The sequence below is a fragment of the Fuscovulum ytuae genome, assembly GCF_029953595.1.
Classification (GTDB): domain Bacteria; phylum Pseudomonadota; class Alphaproteobacteria; order Rhodobacterales; family Rhodobacteraceae; genus Paragemmobacter; species Paragemmobacter ytuae.
In genome coordinates, this window is sequence record NZ_CP124535.1 from 222,949 (window position 1) to 245,337 (window position 22,389).

General features: G+C 63.2%; 20 protein-coding genes. 13 read left to right on the forward strand and 7 right to left on the reverse strand.

The window, feature by feature from the left end; genetic code table 11:
• Positions 1–191 precede the first annotated feature (191 nt).
• From QF092_RS01070 to QF092_RS01090, 5 genes are all read left to right on the forward strand, one after another.
• Positions 192–1,328 (forward strand): aminomethyl transferase family protein, encoded by a 1,137-nt coding sequence (locus tag QF092_RS01070; protein ID WP_281466770.1) that lies wholly within the window; start codon positions 192–194, stop codon positions 1,326–1,328.
• 72 nt (positions 1,329–1,400) lie between these two features.
• On the forward strand, positions 1,401–2,021 hold the full coding sequence (locus QF092_RS01075; RefSeq protein ID WP_281466772.1) for a dimethylamine monooxygenase subunit DmmA family protein: 621 nt from the start codon (positions 1,401–1,403) through the stop codon (positions 2,019–2,021).
• A complete protein-coding gene (locus QF092_RS01080; RefSeq protein ID WP_281466774.1) occupies positions 2,018–2,983 on the forward strand; it encodes a PDR/VanB family oxidoreductase in 966 nt (321 codons plus the stop codon). Before QF092_RS01075 ends, QF092_RS01080 begins: the two co-directional genes overlap by 4 nt.
• 11 nt (positions 2,984–2,994) lie before the next feature.
• On the forward strand, positions 2,995–4,038 hold the full coding sequence (locus tag QF092_RS01085; protein WP_281466776.1) for a heme-dependent oxidative N-demethylase family protein: 1,044 nt from the start codon (positions 2,995–2,997) through the stop codon (positions 4,036–4,038).
• Positions 4,039–4,042: 4 nt separating this feature from the next.
• Positions 4,043–5,062 (forward strand): GlxA family transcriptional regulator, encoded by a 1,020-nt coding sequence (locus QF092_RS01090; RefSeq protein ID WP_281466778.1) that lies wholly within the window; start codon positions 4,043–4,045, stop codon positions 5,060–5,062.
• A 3-nt stretch (positions 5,063–5,065) separates the two neighbouring features.
• On the opposite strand, the gene QF092_RS01095 is transcribed toward QF092_RS01090, so the two are convergent.
• On the reverse strand, positions 5,066–5,908 hold the full coding sequence (locus QF092_RS01095) for an EamA family transporter (RefSeq protein WP_281466780.1): 843 nt from the start codon (positions 5,906–5,908) through the stop codon (positions 5,066–5,068).
• Between the two features lie 109 nt (positions 5,909–6,017).
• Here QF092_RS01095 and QF092_RS01100 point away from each other — a divergent pair, with 109 nt between their 5' ends.
• The 5 genes from QF092_RS01100 to QF092_RS01120 all read left to right on the forward strand — a co-directional run bounded on the left by QF092_RS01100 (position 6,018) and on the right by QF092_RS01120 (position 15,635).
• Positions 6,018–8,393 (forward strand): trimethylamine N-oxide demethylase, encoded by a 2,376-nt coding sequence (locus QF092_RS01100; protein WP_281466782.1) that lies wholly within the window; start codon positions 6,018–6,020, stop codon positions 8,391–8,393.
• Between the two features lie 72 nt (positions 8,394–8,465).
• Complete coding sequence (purQ, locus tag QF092_RS01105; RefSeq protein ID WP_281466784.1) at positions 8,466–9,134, forward strand: phosphoribosylformylglycinamidine synthase subunit PurQ; 669 nt, start codon at positions 8,466–8,468, stop codon at positions 9,132–9,134.
• A 57-nt stretch (positions 9,135–9,191) separates the two neighbouring features.
• A complete protein-coding gene (locus tag QF092_RS01110) occupies positions 9,192–10,958 on the forward strand; it encodes a sensor histidine kinase (RefSeq protein ID WP_281466786.1) in 1,767 nt (588 codons plus the stop codon).
• Positions 10,959–10,965: 7 nt separating this feature from the next.
• Positions 10,966–12,294 (forward strand): sigma-54-dependent transcriptional regulator, encoded by a 1,329-nt coding sequence (locus tag QF092_RS01115; protein WP_281466791.1) that lies wholly within the window; start codon positions 10,966–10,968, stop codon positions 12,292–12,294.
• Between the two features lie 560 nt (positions 12,295–12,854).
• On the forward strand, positions 12,855–15,635 hold the full coding sequence (locus QF092_RS01120; RefSeq protein WP_281466793.1) for an Rne/Rng family ribonuclease: 2,781 nt from the start codon (positions 12,855–12,857) through the stop codon (positions 15,633–15,635).
• A 183-nt stretch (positions 15,636–15,818) separates the two neighbouring features.
• Here QF092_RS01120 and QF092_RS01125 read toward each other — a convergent pair whose 3' ends face one another.
• The gene (locus QF092_RS01125; protein ID WP_281466795.1) at positions 15,819–16,067 is read right to left on the reverse strand and encodes a sulfurtransferase TusA family protein; all 249 of its coding nucleotides are present in this window, start codon (positions 16,065–16,067) and stop codon (positions 15,819–15,821) included.
• Between the two features lie 93 nt (positions 16,068–16,160).
• On the opposite strand from QF092_RS01125, the gene QF092_RS01130 reads away from it, so the two are divergent.
• The 3 genes from QF092_RS01130 to QF092_RS01140 are packed head-to-tail and all read left to right on the forward strand — an operon-like array spanning position 16,161 to position 19,561.
• A complete protein-coding gene (locus QF092_RS01130; RefSeq protein ID WP_281466797.1) occupies positions 16,161–16,922 on the forward strand; it encodes a cytochrome c biogenesis CcdA family protein in 762 nt (253 codons plus the stop codon).
• 60 nt (positions 16,923–16,982) lie between these two features.
• Positions 16,983–18,215, forward strand: a complete 1,233-nt coding sequence (locus QF092_RS01135) for a hypothetical protein (protein ID WP_281466799.1) — start codon at positions 16,983–16,985, stop codon at positions 18,213–18,215.
• On the forward strand, positions 18,212–19,561 hold the full coding sequence (locus QF092_RS01140; RefSeq protein ID WP_281466801.1) for a cytochrome P450: 1,350 nt from the start codon (positions 18,212–18,214) through the stop codon (positions 19,559–19,561). Before QF092_RS01135 ends, QF092_RS01140 begins: the two co-directional genes overlap by 4 nt.
• Before the next feature lie 100 nt (positions 19,562–19,661).
• Here QF092_RS01140 and QF092_RS01145 read toward each other — a convergent pair whose 3' ends face one another.
• From QF092_RS01145 to QF092_RS01165, 5 genes are all read right to left on the reverse strand, one after another.
• Positions 19,662–19,892, reverse strand: a complete 231-nt coding sequence (locus QF092_RS01145; RefSeq protein WP_281466803.1) for an N-(5'-phosphoribosyl)anthranilate isomerase — start codon at positions 19,890–19,892, stop codon at positions 19,662–19,664.
• 34 nt (positions 19,893–19,926) lie between these two features.
• On the reverse strand, positions 19,927–20,142 hold the full coding sequence (locus QF092_RS01150; RefSeq protein ID WP_281466805.1) for a ribbon-helix-helix domain-containing protein: 216 nt from the start codon (positions 20,140–20,142) through the stop codon (positions 19,927–19,929).
• Positions 20,139–20,330: a DUF4169 family protein gene (locus tag QF092_RS01155; protein ID WP_281466807.1), complete on the reverse strand. Its 192-nt coding sequence runs from the start codon at positions 20,328–20,330 to the stop codon at positions 20,139–20,141. The genes QF092_RS01150 and QF092_RS01155 overlap by 4 nt, the downstream gene beginning before the upstream one ends.
• A 3-nt stretch (positions 20,331–20,333) precedes the next feature.
• Positions 20,334–21,728, reverse strand: coding sequence for a class II fumarate hydratase (fumC, locus tag QF092_RS01160; RefSeq protein ID WP_281466809.1), 1,395 nt, complete (start codon positions 21,726–21,728; stop codon positions 20,334–20,336).
• Positions 21,729–21,839: 111 nt separating this feature from the next.
• Entirely contained in the window at positions 21,840–22,304 is a 465-nt protein-coding gene (locus tag QF092_RS01165) for an SspB family protein (RefSeq protein ID WP_281466811.1), read from the reverse strand.
• Positions 22,305–22,389 lie beyond the last annotated feature (85 nt).

A 22,389-nucleotide genomic window follows, 5' to 3' on the forward strand; every position in this document is an offset into this window, starting at 1 on the left:
ATCAGGCGGGCCATGGGCCGGTTCCCAACTTGCCCGTTCGGCAGGCGGGGCGTGGCGGTTTTTGGCCCCTCAGGACGGTTTCATATGGAAAACTTTCCCTGACAGGAAAACTTTTTGCACATGAAGGTTGATTTCGTGGGGGGATGGTTGGAGAGTATGGCCAACAAACAAGTCCATCGGGAGGGACGGAAATGACGAATTCGTGGCGCTTTTCCACGCTGGGTGATCGGCACCGCGCGCTGGGATCGAACCTTGAAGATTGGAGCGGGATGGGAACCGCTTGGTCCTATGACGGGGACCCGGATGCCGAATACATGGCGATCCGCACCAAGGCCGGGCTGATGGATGTGTCAGGCCTGAAGAAGGTCCATATCACGGGGCCTGCCGCCAGCCATGTGATTGAACGCGCCACCACTCGGAACATGGAAAAGCTGATGCCGGGCCGGTCGGTCTATGCCTGCATGCTGAACGATGCGGGCAAGTTCATCGAGGATTGCGTCATCTATCGCCTTGCCCCCAACAGCTTCATGGTGGTGCACGGGTCGGGACAGGGGCATGAGCAGCTGACCATGGCCGCGACGGGACGCGATGTTTCGGTCCGCTTCGACGACAACACCCATGACCTGTCGCTGCAGGGCCCGCTGGCGGTGGACTATCTGGAAAAGCACGTCCCCGGCATCCGGCAGCTTCCCTATTTCTCTCAGATGCAGACCAGTCTGTTCGGCAAGCCCGCCATGATCTCGCGCACCGGTTACACCGGTGAGCGGGGGTATGAGCTGTTCGTGCGCGGTCAGGATGCGCCGATGATCTGGGATCGCATTCTGGACGAAGGCAAATCGATGGGGATCATCCCCTGCAGGTTCACCACGCTCGACCTCCTGCGCACTGAGAGCTATCTCTTGTTCTTCCCCTTCGACAATTCCGAGATGTATCCGTTCGAGGATGAAGGGCCGGGCGATACGCTGTGGGAGCTGGGTCTCGACTTCACCGTATCCCCTGGCAAGGTGGGCTTCCGTGGCGCGGAAGAGCATTACCGCCTGAAGGGCAAGGAACGGTTCAAGATTTGGGGCCTGAAGATGGAAGGCACCAACGTGCCGGGCAATGGCGCGCCGATCTATCGGGATGGCAAGAAGGTGGGGGTTGTGACGCAGGCGATGTATTCGCCGCTGAACAAGCACAACATCGCCATCGCGCGTATTCCGGTGGATTGCGCCAATAACGAAACGAAACTGGTGGTGAACTGCGCCACGCATGGCGAGATTGCCGCCGTGACGCATTCGATGCCCTTCTATGACGTGGAAAAGAAGCGGCGTACCGCCAAGGACTGAACCAGGACAGGGCACGCCGATCCGATGGCGTGCCCTTTTCCACAACCGGACCCAACCGGAACTGACAGGACCATGAGCCAGACCGTTTTCGAAAAATCGATCCGCAGCCGCCCTGTCTATGGTGTGCTGCAACCGCGTGCGGGCACGGCGCATCTTTGCGTGGCCGATGGTGAAGGGGCGGGCGCGATCCGTGATCTTTTTGCCAAGGCCGGGGAAGCTGCCGCCGCGATGCTGGAAAAGACGCACATCATTTATGTGCCTGGTGCGAATGGCACGGATGAATTCGCGAGTCTTGAGGCACTCGGGGCCGCGCAATGCCACCGATCGCCGTCCTTCTGGGCGGCGGAACCGCGGCTGCGCAAGGTGCTGGCCGATGCCCATATGGGCCTGCAGGTCTATCTGGCGGGAACCGAGACGCTGATCGGTCTGGCGCAGCGCGATGTGATGGAGGCAGGGCTTCCCCATGACGCGGTGCAGACCGAACATCGCGGGTCGCTGGCCCGCCGCGTGCAATGCGTGCATTGCAAGGGCATCACCGAAAACGTGACGACCGATCCCTTCGTCTGTTCCCATTGCGGGCTGAACCTGTTCGTCCGCGACCACTACTCCCGCCGCCTTGCGGCCTTTCAGGGGGTGAATATCGACGCCGAGGATCCCGGACAGGTTCCCCCGGCGGTGGAGCGTTTCAAATGAGCGTCGGGGCCCCCAGACTGGATGTTGTCGTGACCGAGGTGGTGGAGGTGAACGCCCTCATCAAACGGTTCCGTTTCGAACGTGCGGATGGCGAAGACATGCCGCATTTCTCTGGCGGGTCGCATGTGGTGGTCGAGATGGACGACCATGGCACGCGCCGGATGAACCCCTATTCGCTGATGTCCGATCCTTCAGATACAAAGGGATACGAAATCTCGGTCCGAAGGGATGAGGTTGGGCGGGGCGGATCGCTTTACATGCACCGTCATGTCGTGCCGGGGATGCGGATGCAAATCGGCCATCCGGTGAACCTGTTCCCGCCGGATGCGCGGGCGCGAAAGCACCTGTTCCTTGCAGGCGGCATCGGGATCACGCCCTTCATGTCGATGATGGCCCAGCTTGCGCCAATGGGGCAGCGGTTCGAACTCCACTATTCCGTGCGCTCCGAGGCGCTGGGGGCCTATGCGGACCGCTTACGCGACGCCTATCACGAACGCGTCCATATCTATGTCGATGACAAGGGGCAGGCGATTGACCTGAAGACCCTGCTGTCTACCCAACCCCTTGGCACGCATCTTTATGTCTGCGGGCCGAAGGGGATGATCGAATGGGTAAAAACCACGGCGGCGGGCCTGGGCTGGCCCGCCAATACCGTGCATTCCGAGGAATTCCTCGCCCCGCCCGTGGGCCAGCCCTTCACGGTTGAACTGGCGGCATCGGGCAAGATGGTGCAGGTCGGCGCCGCGCAGTCGATCCTTGAGGCGATAGAGGCCGCGGGTGTGGATGCCCCCTATCTTTGCCGTGGCGGGGCCTGCGGACAGTGCGAGACGAATGTCATCCGCTGCGACGGACATATCCACCACCACGACCACTGGCTTTCGGATGAAGAAAAAGCTAGCGGCACCAAGATCATGCCATGCGTGTCGCGGTTCGAGGGCAAATCCCTCGTCCTTGACCGCTAAGGGAGGACGCGATGGGATTCGAGTTCAACAACGAGACATTCCGCAACGATTTCACCTTCAAGAACTCGGAGCGGGCGATCAAACGCTTCCCATTCCCCTTTGACCGGGACGACTACATGTATTCGGTCAATATGGAACCGCATGTGCCGGGCCGTCCCGGATCGGTGTTCGAACACGCCTTCGACGTGGATGAACACTACCTTGCTGAAATGCGCGACCGGGAACTGGTCCTGAAGGAAGACCCGCTGCGCTGCCAATCCCTGCCGCATATGGAATTGGCGGGCTGGGACCTGCTTGAACTGATCATGGAAAGCAAGGCGCGGGATTACCCGCATTGGTTTGAACTGCACAAGACCGGCAAGCGTTGGACTTGGATCAACAAGCCGATGCAGATCGAACAGACCTTCACCTTCCTTGATCCCTCGACGCTGCCTTATGGCCCGATGGAATACATCACCCGCCAAGCGCAGGGTGATTTCACCTTGCAGGATCAGCGCGACGAAAACCTCTGGATCGAAGCCGGGATGGTGACGACGCAGGCCGACTGGTCCTTGGATTTCGACATCGGGATGGGCTTTCATGAATGGCACGCCCCCGTGCCGCTTGCGCATGAAAAGGGGGTTTTCGACCGCGCGCTGAAATTCCTGCTGAAACTTCAGCACGGCGCACCGGTGCGGCGGTTCAATTGGACCCATACGGTGGACCCTCTGCTGGATACGAGCCCGGAGACCTATCCCAAATGGGGCCCGACCCGGACCGAGATCACGATGGACAACCTTGGCCAGCGCATGCATCTGCGGGTGGAATTGCAGACCCTGTGGCGGCTGCCCCGGTCCAATGCCATCGCCTTCCCGATCCGCTGCTATCTGATCAAATATGATGAGTTGGTGACCATCCCGAAATGGGCCCGCCGCTTGCATCGGGTGGTGCGCGACATCCATCCCGATCTGGCCGCCTATAAGGGGTTCCTCAGGAACCGCGATCTGATGACGGCATGGCTTGCGCAATATGACGATGGCGCGCCCACCTCGCCCGGTTGGTGGCCAGAGGACTGATCGCGTGGCAAAGCCCGTCTCCGAGGCAGGCAAGCCCACGGTGCTGGGCTTTCTGCTCTTTCCCGGTTTCCCGATGGCCTGCCTTACCTCGGCCATCGAACCTTTGCGCGCTGCGAATGAAATCGTGGGGCGACGCGAATTTTCGTGGAAACTTCTGGCCGAAGAGGCAGGCCCGGTGCGGTCATCCGCCGAGGTGAAGTTCGACCCCGACGCCACGCTGACCGAGGCCGGGGAACTCGACTACCTCTTCTTCCTCTCCATGCCGCAATCGCAATTCGTTCACCCGAAACGGTCAAACGCGCAGGTGCGCTGGATGGATCGGTCGGGCGTGGTGCTGGGCGGGTTTTCCGGCGGCATCTTTCCCCTGGTGCGGTCCGGGGTGATGGGCGGTCATGTCTGTTCCGTCCATTGGTGCTATGACGCTGCCTTCAAGGCGGAATTTGCGGATATCGCCGTCAGCCAATCGGTCATCATCCGTGACAGGCGGCGGCATACGGCCAGCGGGGCAGGGGCGGTGTTCGACCTGATGCTGCGGATGATCGAAGAAAAGCTGGGCCGCGACACGATGACCGAGGTGGCTTGCTGGTTCCAGCATCCCTTCGTGCGCGCCGATGATGCGACCCAGAAGGTCCCAGTTCAAAAACGGGGCGGAACAGATGACATGCTGCCCGACATGATCCGGCAGGCGATCCGCGTCTTTGCCGATCATATCGAAGACCCGGTCCAGATTTCCGACGTGGCCGAGGCGCTGGGGATATCCGAGCGCCATCTTGAACGCAGTTTCAAACAAGCGACGGGGCAGTCACCGCTGAAATACTATCGCCTGCTGCGGCTGAAGAAAGCCCGCCAGAAGGTGCTTTATTCCACCCAGACGATCACCGAGATCGCGCTTTCGGTGGGCTATGCCAGTTCCACGCCGATGACCCGCCACTATGCCGAAGCCTTCGGCGTAAACCCGGCGGATGAACGGCGGCGGTTGGTGGGCCTGCGCGGTCTTGCAGGTGCCCTGCCACCTTCGGAATGATCCTCAGACCAGACCCAGCGTCGCAATCCCCGCAAAGACAAGCGCCACACCGCCCCATTGCGCCGCTCGCATCGGTTCATGCAGGAAGCGCCACGCCAGAAGGATTGTCACGATCCCGAATATGGATGAGGCGACCGAGGCATATTCCGCATTCTCCATCCCTCCCGCCAGTGTAACGGCGCTTATCGCACCGACATCAAGGAACCCCATCAACAAAAGCGCGGGCCAGATCCGGCCAAGACCACCCGTCCCGGGCCGCCGCTGTATCAGCCAAACCAGCGCGATGCACAGCGCGGTAATGCGGGTGATCGCGGCCACAGGCATATGCGCGCCGGTTTCGGCCGACCATTGCGCCAGCCCGAACGTCACAGCGAAGGAGACAGAGGCCAGCGCCGCCCATCCCACTGCGGCGATGCGGCTGCCCGATGACGTGCCACCTTCGCCCCGCGCGACGATGGCCACGCCCGCCACAACGGCCAGAACGGCCAACCAGACCAGCGGCCCGGCCTCTTCTCCCCGCGCGATGGCGAATAGGACGGACAAAACGGGGTAGGATCCGCAGATCGGGGCCACCAGCGACACAGGGCCGATGGTGAAGGCGCGATAAAGCGCAATATTGGCGCTGACCGTTCCCACACCTGCGGCCAATGCCAGCGCCGCCTGCTGCGGGCCAATGGCCCACCAGCCGCCGACGATCACCGCAATCGGGATCAGCGGGATCAGGCCAAAGATCGTGACGACGGTGAAGATCACCGCCACATCGGCTTTGCCCCCCACGCGGCGGATGGTAAAATCGTGCAGTCCCCAAAACAGGGCGGCGAGAAGTCCAAGGGAAAGTGCAATCACGGTGCTGCCTCGTTTTTCCCATCATGGCGCTTGCCCCAAAGGGAGACGCCGGATATTCTTTTTGTGAAACAGTTTTTACGCTGATGCAACTCTGGCGGGGGGAGTGGCCATGCTCGATCTTTATCCCAAAGTCATCCCCGGCCCGCCGCGCCCAAGCCGAATCCTCACCGCGACCTCGGCTCTGCCGCAGTCGGGTAAGGAACGCTACGAAGTGGCGGGGAATGGCGCAATCCTGATCCGCATCGGCGCGGGGGATCGTGTCACCATTGCCAATCCCGAAGGCGGGCAGCGGGCGGAACTTGTGGCCGCAGACGGGCAGGGGCGCATCGATGCGGGCCTTCTGGGGGTTGCGGCCAATTCCGACGCGGGCGGGTTGAAGGCGCTTCTGTCAGCAGGGCCACGGCTGGGGTCCGGCATGGGCGGGCTGCGGTTGGGTCTGGAACGGCGGGGGATTGATCTGTCCAAGGCCGGGGCCCTTGCGATCTTTGGCGGCGAAAGCCCGGCGGGCAGCGAGGAAACCTTCACCGTCACCCGCGATGGCGTGCTTATCATTGCCGCGCCGGGCGGCGAGATGGAGCCTGACGGGCAGGATACCGCCACGCCCCTCGTTGTGCAGGTGCAACGTGCCTCCCTGTTGACCGTCCGGCAGTTCGATCTGCCCGATCCGCTGGCCGATCCGGTGCTGGACCTGCGGGTGAAATCAGCCACGGCACGGGCCTATTTCGTGAAGGCGGGCGACTATATCCAGATCATCGACGTGGATGGCCGCCAATGCACCGATTTTCAGGCCTTCGCCGCGCGCAAACTCGACAAGGGGATCGAACATGCGCTGGATGTGACCACCTCGCGCACCCTGATGGGCCATGCCTATTCGATGCCGGGGCTGCATTCGAAATATTACGATCAGGACATGCTGTCGCTTCTAGAGGTGGTGCAGGATACCGTCGGTCGCCATGACGCCTTCGCCATGGCCTGCGCGGCCAAGTATTACGATGATATCGGCTATCCCGGCCATGCCAACTGCTCCGACAATTTCAACGGTGCGCTGGCGGAATTCAACATCTCGGGCCGACCCGGCTGGATGGCAGTGAACCTGTTTTTCAATACGGGCATCGACGCGCATGGCGTGCTGTATTCCGATGAGCCGTGGTCGCGCCCCGGCGACTATGTCCTTTTCCGCGCGCTGACCGATCTGGTTTGCGTGTCCTCGGCCTGCCCGGATGACACCAGCCCGGCCAATGGCTGGTATCTTAGCGATATCCATGTCCGCACCTATTCCGGCGCGGAAAAGTTCAGCCGCGCCATCGCATGGCGCGCCACCCCAGATTCGGAGCCGAAGATGACCAAGGACACCGCCTTTGCCGAAAGGACCGGGGCGCTGACCCGGCATGTGGTGGAATACAAGGGCTATTGGCTGCCGCAGGTCTATTCATCGAACGGCGCGATCGAGGAATATTGGGCCTGCCGGGAAAAGGCCGTCGTGCTGGACCTGTCGCCCCTGCGCAAGTTTGAGGTGACGGGACCGGATGCCGAGGCCTTGATGCAATGGACCCTGACGCGGGATGTCAAAAAGCTGAGCGTGGGGCAGGTCGTCTATTCCGCCATGTGCTATGAACATGGCGGGATGATCGATGACGGCACCCTGTTCCGGCTGGGGCGTGACAATTTCCGCTGGATCGGCGGCGATGATTACGGCGGCATCTGGCTGCGCGAACAGGCCGAGAAGTTGGGCCTGAAGGTGATGGTGCGGTCCTCGACGGATCAGCTGCATAACCTTGCCGTGCAAGGGCCGAACAGCCGCAAGATCATGGAGCGGATGATCTGGACCGCGCCGCATCAGCCTTCGATCGCCGAACTGGGCTGGTTCAGGCTGACCGTGGGCCGTCTGGGCGGGCCGGAGGGCGCGCCGGTGGTGGTGTCGCGCACGGGCTATACGGGCGAGCTTGGGTTTGAGGTGTTCTGCCACCCGAAGGACGGCAACGCCGTCTATGACGCCGTCTGGGAACATGGCCGCGACCTTGGGCTGAAACCGATGGGCCTTGCCGCGCTGGATATGGTGCGGATCGAGGCGGGGCTGATCTTCGCCGGCTATGATTTCAGCGACCAGACCGACCCGTTCGAAGCAGGCATCGGCTTTACCGTGCCGTTGAAGTCGAAAACCGATGATTTCATCGGGCGCGAGGCGCTGATCCGGCGCAAGGAAAACCCGCGCTGGAAATTCGTGGGGCTGGAGATCGACGCAAATGTCGATGTGGGCCATGGCGATTGCATCCATATGGGCCGCGCGCAGGTGGGGGAGGTGACCTCGTCCATGCGGTCGCCCCTTCTGGGCAAAAATATCGCGCTGGCGCGGGTCGATGTCGCCCATGCCGAAGTGGGCACCGCGCTGGAGGTGGGCAAGCTGGACGGCCATCAGAAACGCCTGCCTGCGGTGATCGTGCCCCTGTCGCATTACGACCCGAAGAAGACGCGTCCGCAAAGCTAAGGAATTAGGGTGGCGGGGCGAAACGCTTTGCGCTAATCCCCGCGCATTCCCTGCTTGCGAAAGGATGCCAAGATGAAGGCCGCCGTCGTCACCTTTCCCGGTTCCAACTGCGACCGTGATCTTGCCGTCGCGTTCGAGCGGGCGGGATGGCACGTCACCCGCGTCTGGCACAAGGATACAGACCTGCCCCCCGGCGTGGATGTGGTGGGCATTCCCGGCGGCTTTTCCTTTGGCGATTACCTGCGCTGCGGCGCCATTGCGGCGCAATCGCCCATCGGCGCGGCGGTCAAGGCCCATGCCGCGCGGGGTGGGTTTGTCCTTGGCATCTGCAACGGCTTTCAGGTCCTGACCGAGATGCAGCTTCTGCCCGGTGCGCTGATGCGCAATGCGGGCCTGAAATTCGTCTGCCGGATGCAGGGGTTGCGGGTGGCCACCACCGACAGCGCCTTTACCGCCGAATACGGGATGGGGCAGGCGATCACGGTGCCTGTGGCCCATCACGATGGCAATTACACCATCGATGACGAAGGTCTGGCCCGACTGAAGGGCGAGGATCGCATCGCCTTTACCTATGACGGCAATCCCAACGGGTCGATGGCCGATATCGCGGGCGTCTTGTCCGAGAATCGGCGTGTCCTTGGGATGATGCCGCATCCCGAACGTGTGGTTGACCCGGCGCAGGGCGGCACCGATGGCGCGGCGCTGTTCAAGGCGTTGATGGGCGGGTTGACGCTTGCCTGACGAGGGCTTTTCGTCGGCTTCTTGAAGGGGCCTGCGGAGCGGGCCTAAATTGCCACCATGCAGGACGCCGATCACCTTTCCAGCGCCGAGTCTGACACGCCGCCCGGCATTTCCTGGCGCGCGAAACTGGTGATTGCGCTTTTGGTTCTGGTGGCCATCGGCGTGGTGCTGGTGACGAACCGCTGGCTTTCGGAACGCTTTACCGAAACCACCCGCAACCGGGCCGAATTGCGCCTTGCGCTGTATTCCGGGAATATGGTGTCGGAATTGCAGCGCACCTCGGTCGTGCCGCTGCTATTGGCGGGTGACCCCGCGCTGATAGAGGCGCTGCGCAACCGCAGCTTTGCCGATACGTCACAAAAACTGATCCGGGTGCAGTCTGAGATCGGGGTGGCCTCGATCCTCTTGATCGATGCCGATGCCCGTACGGTGGGGGCCACGAACCGTAACCTGTTGGGGACGAACCATCGCGGCAGCCCCTATTTCATCGAAGCGCAGCGCAACAAGGACACGGTCTTTACCGCGCAGGCGCGCGAAGGCGGCGGGTTCGACTTCACCTATTCCCGGTCGGTGCTGGTGGATGGCCGCTTTGCAGGCGTCATCGTGGTGGCGGTCGATCTGATGAAATACGAACGCGCTTGGGCGGGTTTGCAGGATGCGGTCATGGTCACCGACAGCGAGGGGACGGTGATCCTTGCCACCGAACCGCGCTGGCGCGGCCTGCCGATGGCCGAGGCGCTGGCTGTGCGCGATGCGCCTTCGGCGCTGAGCCGGGCCTTGCAGGCGACGGCGGATTGGGCGCAGGCCCCGCCCGATGCCTATGTCCGGGGCGAGGCGGTGATGAAGACCGAGGCGCGGGTGCCGTTCCGTGGCTGGCGGATGATCACCTTCACGGCCTATGATTCCGTCCGCGAAAGGGTCAACGGCATTCTGGCGCTGGAGATCATGGGCTTTGCCATCCTGATGGCGCTGACCTTCTACATGCTGTCGCGCAAGGCATGGTCGCAAAGCATGAGCTTTCAGAAGGAATCTGCCGAACTTCGGATGCTGAACGCCCGCCTGCAGCGCGAGATTGCGGAACGCGAAAAGGTGCAGAAGGACCTTGCCGTGGCCGAATTGACGCTGGCGCAATCGTCCAAGCTTGCCGCGCTGGGCGAAATGTCGGCTGCGGTCAGTCATGAATTGAATCAACCGCTTGCGGCGATGAAGACCTATCTCGCGGGGGCGCGGCTGCTTCTGCAACGGAAACGGCCGGAAGAGGCGCTGTCATCGTTCCAACGCATTGATGACCTGATCGAACGCATGGGGGCGATCACACGGCAGCTGAAATCCTATGCCCGCAAAGGGGGCGAGGCGTTCGAGCCTGTGGATCTGCGATCTGCCCTGTCTGGTGCGCTATCGATGATGGAGCCGCAGTTGAAACAGCGGGTGGTGCGCATCACCCGCACGCTGCCGCGCACGCCCGTGATGGTGATGGCTGACCGTATCCGTCTGGAACAGGTCATCATCAACCTTCTGCGCAATGCGCTGGATGCCACGCGCGACCGCCGCGATCCGCAGATCGACCTGATCTTGTCATCGGGCGATGTGGCGATGCTGGCCGTGCGGGATAATGGCACGGGAATCAAGGACTTGGACAACCTGTTCGAGCCTTTCTACACGACCAAGAAACCGGGCGAGGGGGTGGGGCTTGGCCTTGCCATCTCATCGGGCATCGTGACCGACCTTGGCGGTCGGCTGACGGCGCGCAATGCCGAAGGCGGCGGCGCGGTGTTTGAAATGCAACTGCCCTTGCTGGGCAAAGAAGTCGAAGCAGCGGAATGAGGGAAACATGGCACGGGCAATGAAGGTGGCGATTGTCGATGACGAGGCCGACATGCGGCAGTCGATCAGCCAATGGCTGGCCCTTTCCGGTTTCGATACAGAGACTTATGCCAGCGCGGAAGAGGCGCTGAAGGGCATCGGGCCGGAATTTCCGGGGGTTGTCGTCAGCGATATCAAGATGCCGGGGATGGATGGCATGGCCTTTCTGAAACGCCTGATGGGCATGGATTCAGGGCTCCCTGTCATCATGATCACCGGGCATGGCGATGTGCCCATGGCGGTCGAGGCCATGCGAGTCGGCGCCTATGACTTTCTGGAAAAACCCTTTAATCCCGATAGGATGACGGAACTGGCCAAACGCGCGACCCAGACGCGGCGGTTGACGCTGGACAACCGGGCCCTGCGGAAGGAGCTGTCGGACGGGTCGGTCCTGATGAAGAAACTGATCGGATCAAGCCCGGTGATGGAACGGCTGCGCGAGGATATTCTCGATCTGGGTCAAGCAGATAGCCATGTCCTGATTGATGGCGAAACGGGCACGGGCAAGACGCTGGTCGCCCATGCCCTGCACGCCGTGGGGCCGCGCGCGTCGAAGAAATTCGTCACCATTTCCTGCGCGGCATGGTCCGAGGATCAATTGGCGGCCAAACTGTTTGGCCCGTCCGAGGATGGGCAGATCCCGCTGGTGGAAGAGGCGCGGGGGGGCACGCTCTGTCTTGAGGATGTCGAGGCGCTGAGCCAACCCTTGCAGGCGCGGCTTCTGACGGTGATCAACGAACAGGGCATGCCGCCCGAAACCCGCATCATCGCCATCTGCAACGAACATGCGCCCGATAAGACACTGGAAGATGTGCTGCGGTCCGATCTCTACTACCGGTTGGGGGCGATGACCATTCTTTGCCCACCCCTTAGGGTTCGGGGCGAGGATATCCTGACCCTCTTCACCCGGATGTCGGAACAGTTTTCCGAAGAATATGGCTGCGACGCGCCACAGGTGACGGCGCAAGAGGCGGCGCAACTCTTGCAGGCCCCGTGGCCGGGGAATGTGCGCCAATTGGTCAATATCGCGGAACGGGCCGTGTTGCAGAACCGCCGGGGATCGGGGTCGATCGCCTCGCTTCTGATGGCGGATAACGAGGCGACGGGGCCTGCCATGACCACCGAGGGTAAGCCCTTGAAGGAATATGTCGAGGCTTTCGAACGGATGCTGATCGACAATACGATGCGCCGCCACAAGGGCAGTATCGTTGCCGTGATGGATGAGTTGTGCTTGCCGCGCCGGACGCTGAACGAGAAGATGGCCAAGTATGGCCTCAGCCGGGCGGAATATACCTGAAACGGGCATTAACCTGCGGAAATCGCTGAAAAAGCCTGTGCCCTGTTTTGTGCCGGGTTTTGTGCCGCAAACTGTGGCCACAGATGTGGTCCCGCCCGGTCGATTAACCCTAACCAAAGGTTGATCGGCCATCTCGCGCCTCACCCTCCGGTCGCGCTTTCTGGGGGGCGGTGAAATTCACCCATTGTGTTTGGCGCGTCTTTGCCGCTAGGGTCGCGGGACGCGGGACGCATGTCTCGCCGATGAATTCTCTGCCCACTATTGCCGGACCTTTGGAATGGACCGCGACAGTGGCAGTCGGATCGGCCGCAAGGTCGTCAGTTTGCCTGCGAGGTCACAAGACGCAGCGGGCTTAATTAGGTGGATGCCGTAAGGCGTTCGAAAGAGAACCGCGATGATGCGCGCGATTTCGATGACGAAAACCGAGGGATGCCCACCGGGCATGGCCCGGCCATTCGTCCCGCGCCGTCATTCCCAGACAAGCCGCCTTTTCATGTCCGACCCCGATCCCGGAGTTCGCTCCGGCCCGGGCAGGCCATGCCGGGGCGCATCAGGATATCATGGCCAAGAAGATGCTTATCGACGCCACGCATGCGGAAGAGACCCGCGTCGTGGTGGTGGACGGAAACAAGGTTGAAGAATTCGACTTTGAAACGGTGAACAAACGCCAGCTTGCTGGCAATATCTACCTCGCAAAGGTCACACGGGTTGAGCCGTCGCTTCAGGCGGCCTTTGTCGATTACGGCGGGAACCGGCATGGTTTCCTTGCCTTTGCCGAAATCCACCCGGACTACTACCAGATCCCCGTCGCGGACCGTAAGGCGCTGATCGAGGAAGAGCGCGCCTATAACCGCGCGCAGGAAGAGGAAGAGAACCGCCGCTCGCGCAGCCGTTCGCGGCCGCGCCCCGAAGGCGCGCGCCGCGATGCGGTGAAAACGGTTGAGATCAGCGGCATGGATGTCGTCGATCTGGACGAGGAAGAGACCGAGGACAACGCCGCCGAGGCGGTGGAGGATCTGGCCGAGGCCGCACCCGTGGCCGAGCAGGCCGCCGAACACGACCATGGGCATGATCACGACCACGGGCATGACCATGGGCAGGATGGCGAGCAGAACGGCGAAAACGGGTCCGAGAATGGCGGCGAGAATGGCGATCGCCCCTACCGTGCCATGGACCATGCCAGCGACACGGATGACGAGATCGAGTCGGTCGCCGAAGAGGATGTCGCCGAAGAGATCAGCGCACCGCGAAAGCCCCGCCCGCGCAAATACAAGATTCAAGAAGTGATCAAGGTCCGGCAGATCATGCTGGTCCAGGTCGTGAAGGAAGAGCGCGGCAATAAGGGCGCGGCGCTGACCACCTATCTGTCGCTGGCAGGCCGCTATTGCGTGCTGATGCCCAACACTGCGCGGGGCGGCGGCATTTCCCGCAAGATCACGCAGGCCGCAGACCGCAAGAAACTGAAGGAAATCGCGCAAGAGATCGAGGTGCCGGAAGGCGCGGGCCTGATCATCCGCACGGCCGGGGCCAAGCGCACCAAGGCCGAGATCAAGCGTGATTACGAATACCTGATGCGGCTGTGGGAACAGATCCGCGAACTCACGCTCAAATCCATTGCGCCCGCCGCGATCTATGAGGAAGGCAACCTGATCAAGCGGTCGATCCGCGATCTTTATAGCCGCGAGATCGACGAGGTTCTGGTCGAGGGCGAGGCGGGCTATCGCACCGCCAAGGACTTCATGCGGATGATCATGCCGTCCCACGCCAAGGTGGTGAAGCGGTATGAGGACACGATGCCCCTCTTCGCCCGCTATCAGGTGGAAAGCTATCTGGGCGGCATGTTCAACCCGGTGGTGCAGCTGAAATCCGGGGGCTACATCGTCATCGGCGTGACCGAGGCTTTGGTGGCCATCGACATCAACTCAGGACGGGCCACGAAGGAAGGGTCGATCGAGGAAACCGCGCTGAAGACGAACCTTGAAGCGGCGGAAGAGATCGCGCGGCAATTGCGTCTGCGCGACCTTGCCGGGCTGATCGTGATCGACTTCATCGACATGGAAGAGCGGAAGAACAACGCCGCCGTCGAAAAGCGCCTGAAGGAAAAACTGAAGACGGATCGCGCACGGATTCAGGTGGGCCGCATCTCGGGCTTTGGCCTGTTGGAGATGAGCCGCCAGCGCCTGCGTCCCGGCATGCTGGAAAGCACCACGCAGCCCTGTTCGCATTGCCATGGCACGGGTCTGATCCGGTCGGATGACAGTCTGGGCCTGCAAATCCTGCGTGCGCTGGAGGAAGAGGGGACGCGGAAGCGGTCGAAGGAGGTGCTGTTGAAGGCGCCTGTGGGGATCGTGAACTTCCTCATCAACCAGAAGCGCGAACATGTGGCGCTGATCGAGGCGCGGTATGGCATGAGCGTGCGGATCGAAGGCGATCCGGCACTGGTCAGCCCGGATTACGTGATCGAGAAGTTCAAGACGGCCACCCGTGTGGTGCCGGAACCGACGGCGGTGATTTCGGGCCATGCCGGTCTGATGGGTGCCCCGGTCGATGAGGACGAGGACGAGGATCTGCCCTTCGACGAGGATCTGGACGAGGTCGAAGAGGTTGAGGTCGCCGAAGAGCCGCGCGAGGCGCGGGGTGAGGCGCGGGCCGAAGGGCGCGATGGTCGCGCGGCCACGGGCGACGGCGGCGGTAAGAAAAAGCGCCGTCGTCGGCGCAAGAAGAAGGGCGGCGCGCAGGGCGGCCAGCCGGGGGCTGAGGCGACAGCCGCCACCGGCGAAGGGGCTGAGAGCGACGAAGAGGATGGCGACGAGGCCGAGGTCGCGGTGACTGAGGCTGCGGCTGAGGCCGCGGCGGAGCCCGTAGTGACCGAGGCAGTGGTGAGCGAGGCCCCTGCCGAAGTGGCCGCAGAGCCCGCGCCGGAAGCGCCGAAGAAGAAAGTGACCCGGTCGCGCAGCCGCAAGGCGGCCCCGGCGGCCGAGGCCGTGACGGCAGAGCCTGTGGCGGATGCGGCGGTTGAGGTGGCGGTTGAGGCGGCGGCCCCGGTCGAGGCGGTGGAGCCCCCGGCGAAACCCGCCAAGAAACCCGCCAGCCGGTCGCGCGCGAAGAAGAAGCCCGAGTCCGAAGCACCCGCGGCCGAAGTTGCGGCGGCCGAAGTTGCGGTGGAAGCCGCGGCTTTCCCTGCCGATCCGGGCCTGGCCCCCGCGCCGGAGGCCGCGCTGCAGGCCGATCCGGGCGAGGCAGAGGTGGCCGCCATCGCGCCTGCACCCGCAGCAGAACCTGCGGCAGAGGAAGGCCCGCCCAAGCCGCGCAAGAAGGGCTGGTGGTCGCTCGGCCGCTAAGCCCTGCGGAGGAAAGATCGGGGGCCGGGACGCATGTTCCGGCCCTTTCCCTTTGCGGAGGCCCAGAAAGCGGCGCGCCTTGCGGCGCAAGTTTTTTGGGTCGCCTGCGCGGCCTTCGCCGCTTGGCTCCGCCGGGGGTCCCCCCCGGGACCCCCGGAGTATTTTTCGCCAAGATGAAGGGGGTTAGCGAGAGGGGGAGGGGCCGCGTTCGATCAGATAGGCGGTGACGGGGCCGTTCTCTTCGGCGGCGAGGAAGTGGTGCCCGGCTTCGGCGCAGAAATGCGGCAGGTCGATTGCGGCCATGCGGTCGGTCGCGGTGAGGCGCAGAATCTGGCCCGGAGCCATGCCCGCCAGCGCCTTGCGCGCCTTGAGGACGGGCAGGGGGCAGAGGAGGCCTTCGCAATCCAGCGTGATGTCGGGCGGGCGGGTCATGGCGCGGACTTAGCGCAAGGCGCGGGGCAGGGCCACGGCAATGTGACGAAAGACCGTGATGACGGCGCGGATGGAAGCGGGTAACAGGGGTTTATGTTCGGGATCGAGATCATGGATGCGGGGATGGGGGCGGCAATGCTGGTGGCATTGCTGGGGGGCGTGCTGTCCTTTCTGTCGCCCTGCGTCCTGCCCATCGTGCCGCCCTATCTGGCCTATATGGGCGGCATTTCCATGGGCGAGATGACGGCGGGGGGCAAATCGGCGCGGCGGCGGGTGATGTTGCCTGCGCTGTTCTTCGTCATGGGCCTGTCGACGGTCTTTCTTCTGCTGGGGTTCACGGCCAGCGCTTTCGGAGCCTTCTTCCTGAAGAATCAGGTGCTGTTCTCGCAGGTCGCGGGGGCGGTGGTCCTTGTCTTCGGGCTGCATTTCCTTGGGGTCTTCCGCATCGGTCTTCTGGACCGCGAGGCGCGGCTGGATGCGGGCGACAGGGGCGGTTCGGCGCTGGGGGCCTATGTCCTTGGGCTGGCCTTTGCCTTTGGTTGGACGCCCTGTATCGGGCCACAGCTGGGCGCTATCCTGTCGCTTGCCGCGCAAGAGGGATCGGTGCAGCGGGGCACGCTGCTTTTGGGGGTCTATGCGGCGGGTCTGGGCATACCATTCCTGCTGGCTGCGCTGTTCATCGAACGCGCCATGGGGATCATGCAGCGGCTGAAGCGGCATATGAAATGGATCGAGCGGACAATGGGCGGTCTTTTGGTCATCGTCGGTCTGGCGCTGTTGACCGGGGCTTTTACCGATTTCAGCTGGTGGCTTCTGGAAACCTTTGATCGCTTTGGCATTCCCCTCTTGGGCTAAGGCGCGGGGCAGGCCATACTGCGGCCCGTGCGATGTGCAGGCAGGGTGCAGGGTTTTTCAATGACAGAACTGGGGCCACGGGAGACGGGCCGGGTGCGGCGGCGGCGGGTCTTTTATATTCCGGGCTTCGACCCCCTGCAGACGCGGCGCTATCGGCAGTTCTACCGGCAAGAGGGGCCGGCGCAGGCCGCGATTTCGGGCTATGGGCTGGAAGTGGGGGCAAAACCCGCAGGCATTGCCCATGGCTGGAGTGTGAAGGCCCAGATCGACGGCGAAGAGGTGCGGGCCGAGGTCGAGGTGCTGGTCTGGGCCGATATCATCGGATCCTCGATGCGGCGGACGATCCCTGCGACCTATGGGCAGATGCTGCGCACGGCTTGGGTCTATGTGGCATCAGGCGCGCTGTTTCGGCTGGGGCGGTTGCGCAAGGGGCCGACCTTGGCCGCGCTTTACCCGGTGGTGATGCTGTCCCTGCAAGCCGTTCTGGCGGGGCTGGCGGGCTGGGGGATCGGGCTGGGGCTGGCGGCGCTGTTGCCGGGGCCTTTGGGCCTGGCGCTGGGCCTTGGGGCGGGGTTGGGGCTGGCTTGGGCCGTGCTGCGCCTGTTTCAGCGGGCGGATCGCCGGTTCCTTGCCTATTACCTGATGCATGATTACGCCTTTTCGGCGCGCCATTGGGGGGCCTATCCGCCCCGATTGGACCGCCGGATGACCGAGTTTCGCGCCCGCATCCGCGCCGCCGTGGCGGAGGAGGGGGTGGATGAGGTGCTGGTCGTGGGCCATTCTTCGGGCGCGATCCTTGGGGTGACGATCCTGGCCGATCTTTTGCGCGAGGGGGGGGCGGAGCGGAGTGCGGCCCTGTCCTTCCTGAGCCTTGGGCAGGTGGTGCCGATGGTGTCCTTTCTGCCCGAGGCAAAGCGGCTGCGCGCGGATCTTGCCTATCTTGCCGCGCAAGAGGCGGTGACGTGGGTGGATGTGACGGCGCCGGGGGATGGCTGTGCCTTCGCGCTGTGCGATCCGGTGGCGGTGACGGGGGTGGCGCCGGAAGGGAAGCGCTGGCCCTTGGTCATCTCGGCCGCGTTCAGCCAGACCTTCAGCCCCGAGCGGTGGCGGGCGATGCGCTATCGCTGGTTCCGACTGCATTTCCAATATATGTGCGCCTTTGATCGGCCCGGCGATTACGATTATTTTCGGATCACGGCGGGGCCCTTGACGCTGGGCGCGCGCTATCGCGGGCGGGTGCCGTCCAAAAGCCGGATCGAGCGGGCCATGTCGGGCCATCGGAGCGTAGCATGAGGGTGCCAAAGCCCCCTGTGCGGCCCGACCGCGTGTCGTGGTGGCGCTATTTGCGGCTGTTCCGGGCCGATATCCTGTCGGCGCAACCCGCGCGGCTGTATCGGGCCTGGATGGCGGAGTTTCGGACGCCGTTTTTTCGCAGCTATATGTGCAATGATCCGGCGCTGGTGCGGTTGGTGCTGCAGGAAAGGCCGGACGATTTCCCGAAATCCGACCGGGTGCGTGAGGGGCTGGCGCCCCTGCTCGGCCGGTCGGTCTTTGTGACGAATGGGGAAGAGTGGAAACGCCAACGCCGGATCATCGATCCGGCCTTCGAAGGGGGGCGATTGCGGGATACCTTTCCCGCGATGTGGGCGGCGGGCGAGGCGGCGGTCGCGCGGATGGGCGAAGGCGTGGTGGAGGTGGAGGAATTCGCCAGCCATGCCGCGGCGGATGTGATCTTCCGGACGTTGTTTTCCCTGCCCATCGAGGATCGGGATGCCACGGCGGTGTTCCAAGCCTTTCGCGCCTATCAGCGCACGCAGCCCATTCTGAATCTGGCGGCCTTTATCCCCCTGCCGCGCTGGCTGCCGCGCGGGTTTCGGCGTGGCACGCGGGCGGCGGCGGCGGATATTCGGCGTTTGATCACCGCGATGACGGCGCGGCGGGCGGCCGAGATCGCAGCAGGCAGGGCGCCCGACGATCTGGCCACGAAGATCATGGTGACGGCGGACCCGGTGACAGGGGAACGGTTCGGGACCGAAGAAATGGTCGATCAGGTCGCCATCTTCTTCCTTGCGGGCCATGAGACAAGTGCATCCGCGCTGGGCTGGGCGCTGTGGCTTTTGGCGGCGCATCCGGAGGTGCAAGAGGCGGTGGCGGCGGAGGCGGCGGGGATGGAGGCCACGTTTTCCGCCCTGTCGCGGTTGAAACTGACGCGGGATGTGTTCCGCGAAACGCTGCGCCTGTTCCCGCCCGTGCCGATGATGGTGCGCGAGACGACCTGCCCGGAGGTGTTTCGCGGGCGGGAGGTGACGCCGGGGGCGCAAGTGGTGTTGTCCTCTTGGCATCTGGGGCGGCATGAGCGGATCTGGTCCCAGCCGGACGACTTTGATCCGGGGCGCTGGGGGCGGGACGAGACGAAGGCCGCGGCGCGGGACGGCTGGCTGCCGTTTTCCAGTGGGCCGCGGGTTTGCACCGGGGCGGGCTTTGCCATGGCGGAAGGGGTGCTTCTTCTGGCGCTGCTGGTCCGGGCCTTCCGGTTTGAGGTGGTGGAGGGGCGGGTGCCGGTGCCTGTGGCGCATCTGACGGTGCGGGCGAAGGACGGGATCTGGCTGCGGGTGTCGCGGCGGGGAGACGAAATCTGACGCAGATTTCGTGGCGATTTCTGCACGCAGAAATCGGGTGGACGGCGCTTCAAGGCGGAATTTGCGTCAAATTCCGCTGCGATTTCTGCGTCAGAAATCGCTAAACCACGCGGCGGATCGGTTCTTGATTGCAGATGATGATGAACTGTCCCGAGTTTTCCAGCACCGGATAACCGCGCCGACGCATCTCGGTCAGGAAGACATCCCGGCCCACATAGCGTTCCACATCACGGACCTGCCGCCGGATCACCCCGCCATCCCGCGCGGCTTGCGAGCTGAAGAGATGGGCGATCCATCCTTCGGTCGTATAGGGGAGAAGGTTTCGGTTCATCCCCCCAAATTGGCCTGAGTCGGTAAATTCCCGGTTAACCGCGATAATGGCGCAGCACGAAAACCCGGATGGCCGAGGCAAGGCCCACATCGCCTTCGCGCGCCTCGTCCACCTGAACCGCCAATTGGTTCAGCGTCAGTCCCCGTTCGGTGGCGATGGCGCGGAAGGCTTGCCAGAACTCTTCCTCTAGGCTGACGCTGGTGCGGTGGCCGCGCAGGGTTAGGGAATGTTTGGCAGGGCGGGCGGTCATTCCGTGCCCTCGGGGGCGTCACGTCTATGCGCATCCAGATCACGGGCGGATTTTTCCGCCCGCGCCTGTTCAAGGTCCCGCTCGGCCTTGGTCCGGCCGAATTTCGCGGCATTCTCATCCCCCTTGGCGCGGGCGGCCTTGCGGGCCGCCTCTTTCCGTTTTGCGCGCAGGTTGACGATTTCCGCCATGGATCAGCCTTTGGGGCCGATCATGTCCTCGGGCCGCACCACGCGGTCGAAGGTTTCCTCATCCACAAAGCCCAAGGCGATTGCCTCTTCCTTCAGGGTGGTGCCGTTCTTGTGGGCGGTCTTGGCGACCTTGGTGGCGTTGTCATAGCCGATGGTGGGCGCGAGTGCCGTCACCAGCATCAGCGATTCCTTCATCAGCTTGTCGATCCGCGCCACATTGGCCTGCGTGCCCACCACCATGTTATCGGTGAAAGACCCCGCCGCATCGCCCAAAAGCTGCATGGATTGCAGCACGTTATAGGACATCATCGGGTTGTAGACGTTCAGTTCGAAATGGCCCTGGCTTCCGGCAAAGCCCACGGCGGCGTCATTGCCCATGACATGGGCGCAGACCATGGTCAGCGCCTCGGCCTGCGTGGGGTTCACCTTGCCGGGCATGATCGACGAACCCGGTTCGTTTTCCGGCAGGATCAGCTCTCCCAGGCCCGACCGGGGGCCGGACCCCAAAAGCCGCAGGTCATTGGCGATCTTGAAGAGCGCCGCCGCCACGGTCTTGAGGGCGCCCGAGAACATCACCATTGCGTCATGCGCGGCCAGCGCCTCGAACTTGTTGGGCGCGGTGACGAAGGGCAGGCCCGTGATCTCGGCGATGCGGGCGGCCACGCGGGTATCCCAGCCGACGCGGGTATTCAGCCCGGTGCCGACGGCAGTGCCGCCTTGCGCCAGTTCATAAATGTCGGGCAGGCAGGCCTTGATGCGCGCGATCCCCTTGTCGACCTGCGTCGCATAGCCGGAAAATTCCTGCCCCAGCGTGAGGGGCGTGGCATCCTGCGTATGGGTGCGGCCGATCTTGATGATGTCCTTGAATTCCGCCGATTTCGCCCAAAGCGCCGCCGACAGCTTTTCCAGCCCCGGCAGCAGCACGTCGCGCGCCATCATGCCGATGGCCACATGCATCGCAGTGGGGAAGGTGTCGTTCGAGGATTGCCCCATATTCACATGGTCATTCGGGTGGACGGGTTTCTTCGACCCCATCACGCCGCCCAGCATCTCGATCGCGCGGTTCGAGATGACCTCGTTCGCGTTCATGTTCGATTGCGTGCCCGATCCGGTCTGCCAGACGACAAGGGGGAAGTTGTCGTCGAACTTGCCGTCGATCACCTCTTGCGCTGCTGCGGCAATGGCGTTCCCCAGTTCGGGCGCGATGTCGCCCTGATCGATATTGACCAGCGCGCAGGCCTTCTTGATCACGCCCAAGGCGCGGATGATCGCCACGGGCTGGCGTTCCCAGCCGATGGGGAAATTGATGATCGACCGCTGGGTCTGTGCGCCCCAGTATTTGTCGGCGGGAACGTCCAGCGGGCCAAAGCTGTCGGTTTCGGTGCGGGTGGCGGACATGGGCAAGCCTCCTGTTTTCGCTGCGTCCGCCTTAGCGGGGGGCGTGGCTGAAATCAATTGGCATACCGTCGCATACCGTGCGGGGCGGGGAATTTTCGACCCTGGCGCGGGTCAGTGCTTGCGGAACTTGTCCAGACTGACGATTTCGGCATCCTGATGGGGCGGGGGATCGTCATCGCCATCATCGTCGTCCTCATCCTCATCTTCCTCGTCATCGCTGTCGTCATGCGTTTCGAAGCGCAGGCCGAATTCGACGGAGGGATCGACGAAGGTGCGGACCGCGTCGAAGGGGATGATCAGAGGTTCGGGCTGATTGCCGAAATTCAACGTCACGCCGAAATGGTCGTCGGTGACGGTAAGGTTCTCGTACCAATGTTGCAGGACCACCGTCATTTCCGACGGATAGCGCTCCTTCAGCCAATCGGCGATGGCGACGCCGGGATGCGTCGTGTCGAAGGTGATGAAGAAATGATGCGCGCCGGGCAGACCGTCGCGCGCCACATCGCGCAGGACAGTCTGGATCAGGCCGCGCATCGCCCGGTGCATCAGGTTGCCATAATCGATGGATCGGGCCATGCGCTGTCCTTTCCGCTGCTGCCCCCAATTAAGGGGGATTCGGCTGCGAAGGAAAGGGGGCGGTTCGGGAAGTTGTCGCTTTCGC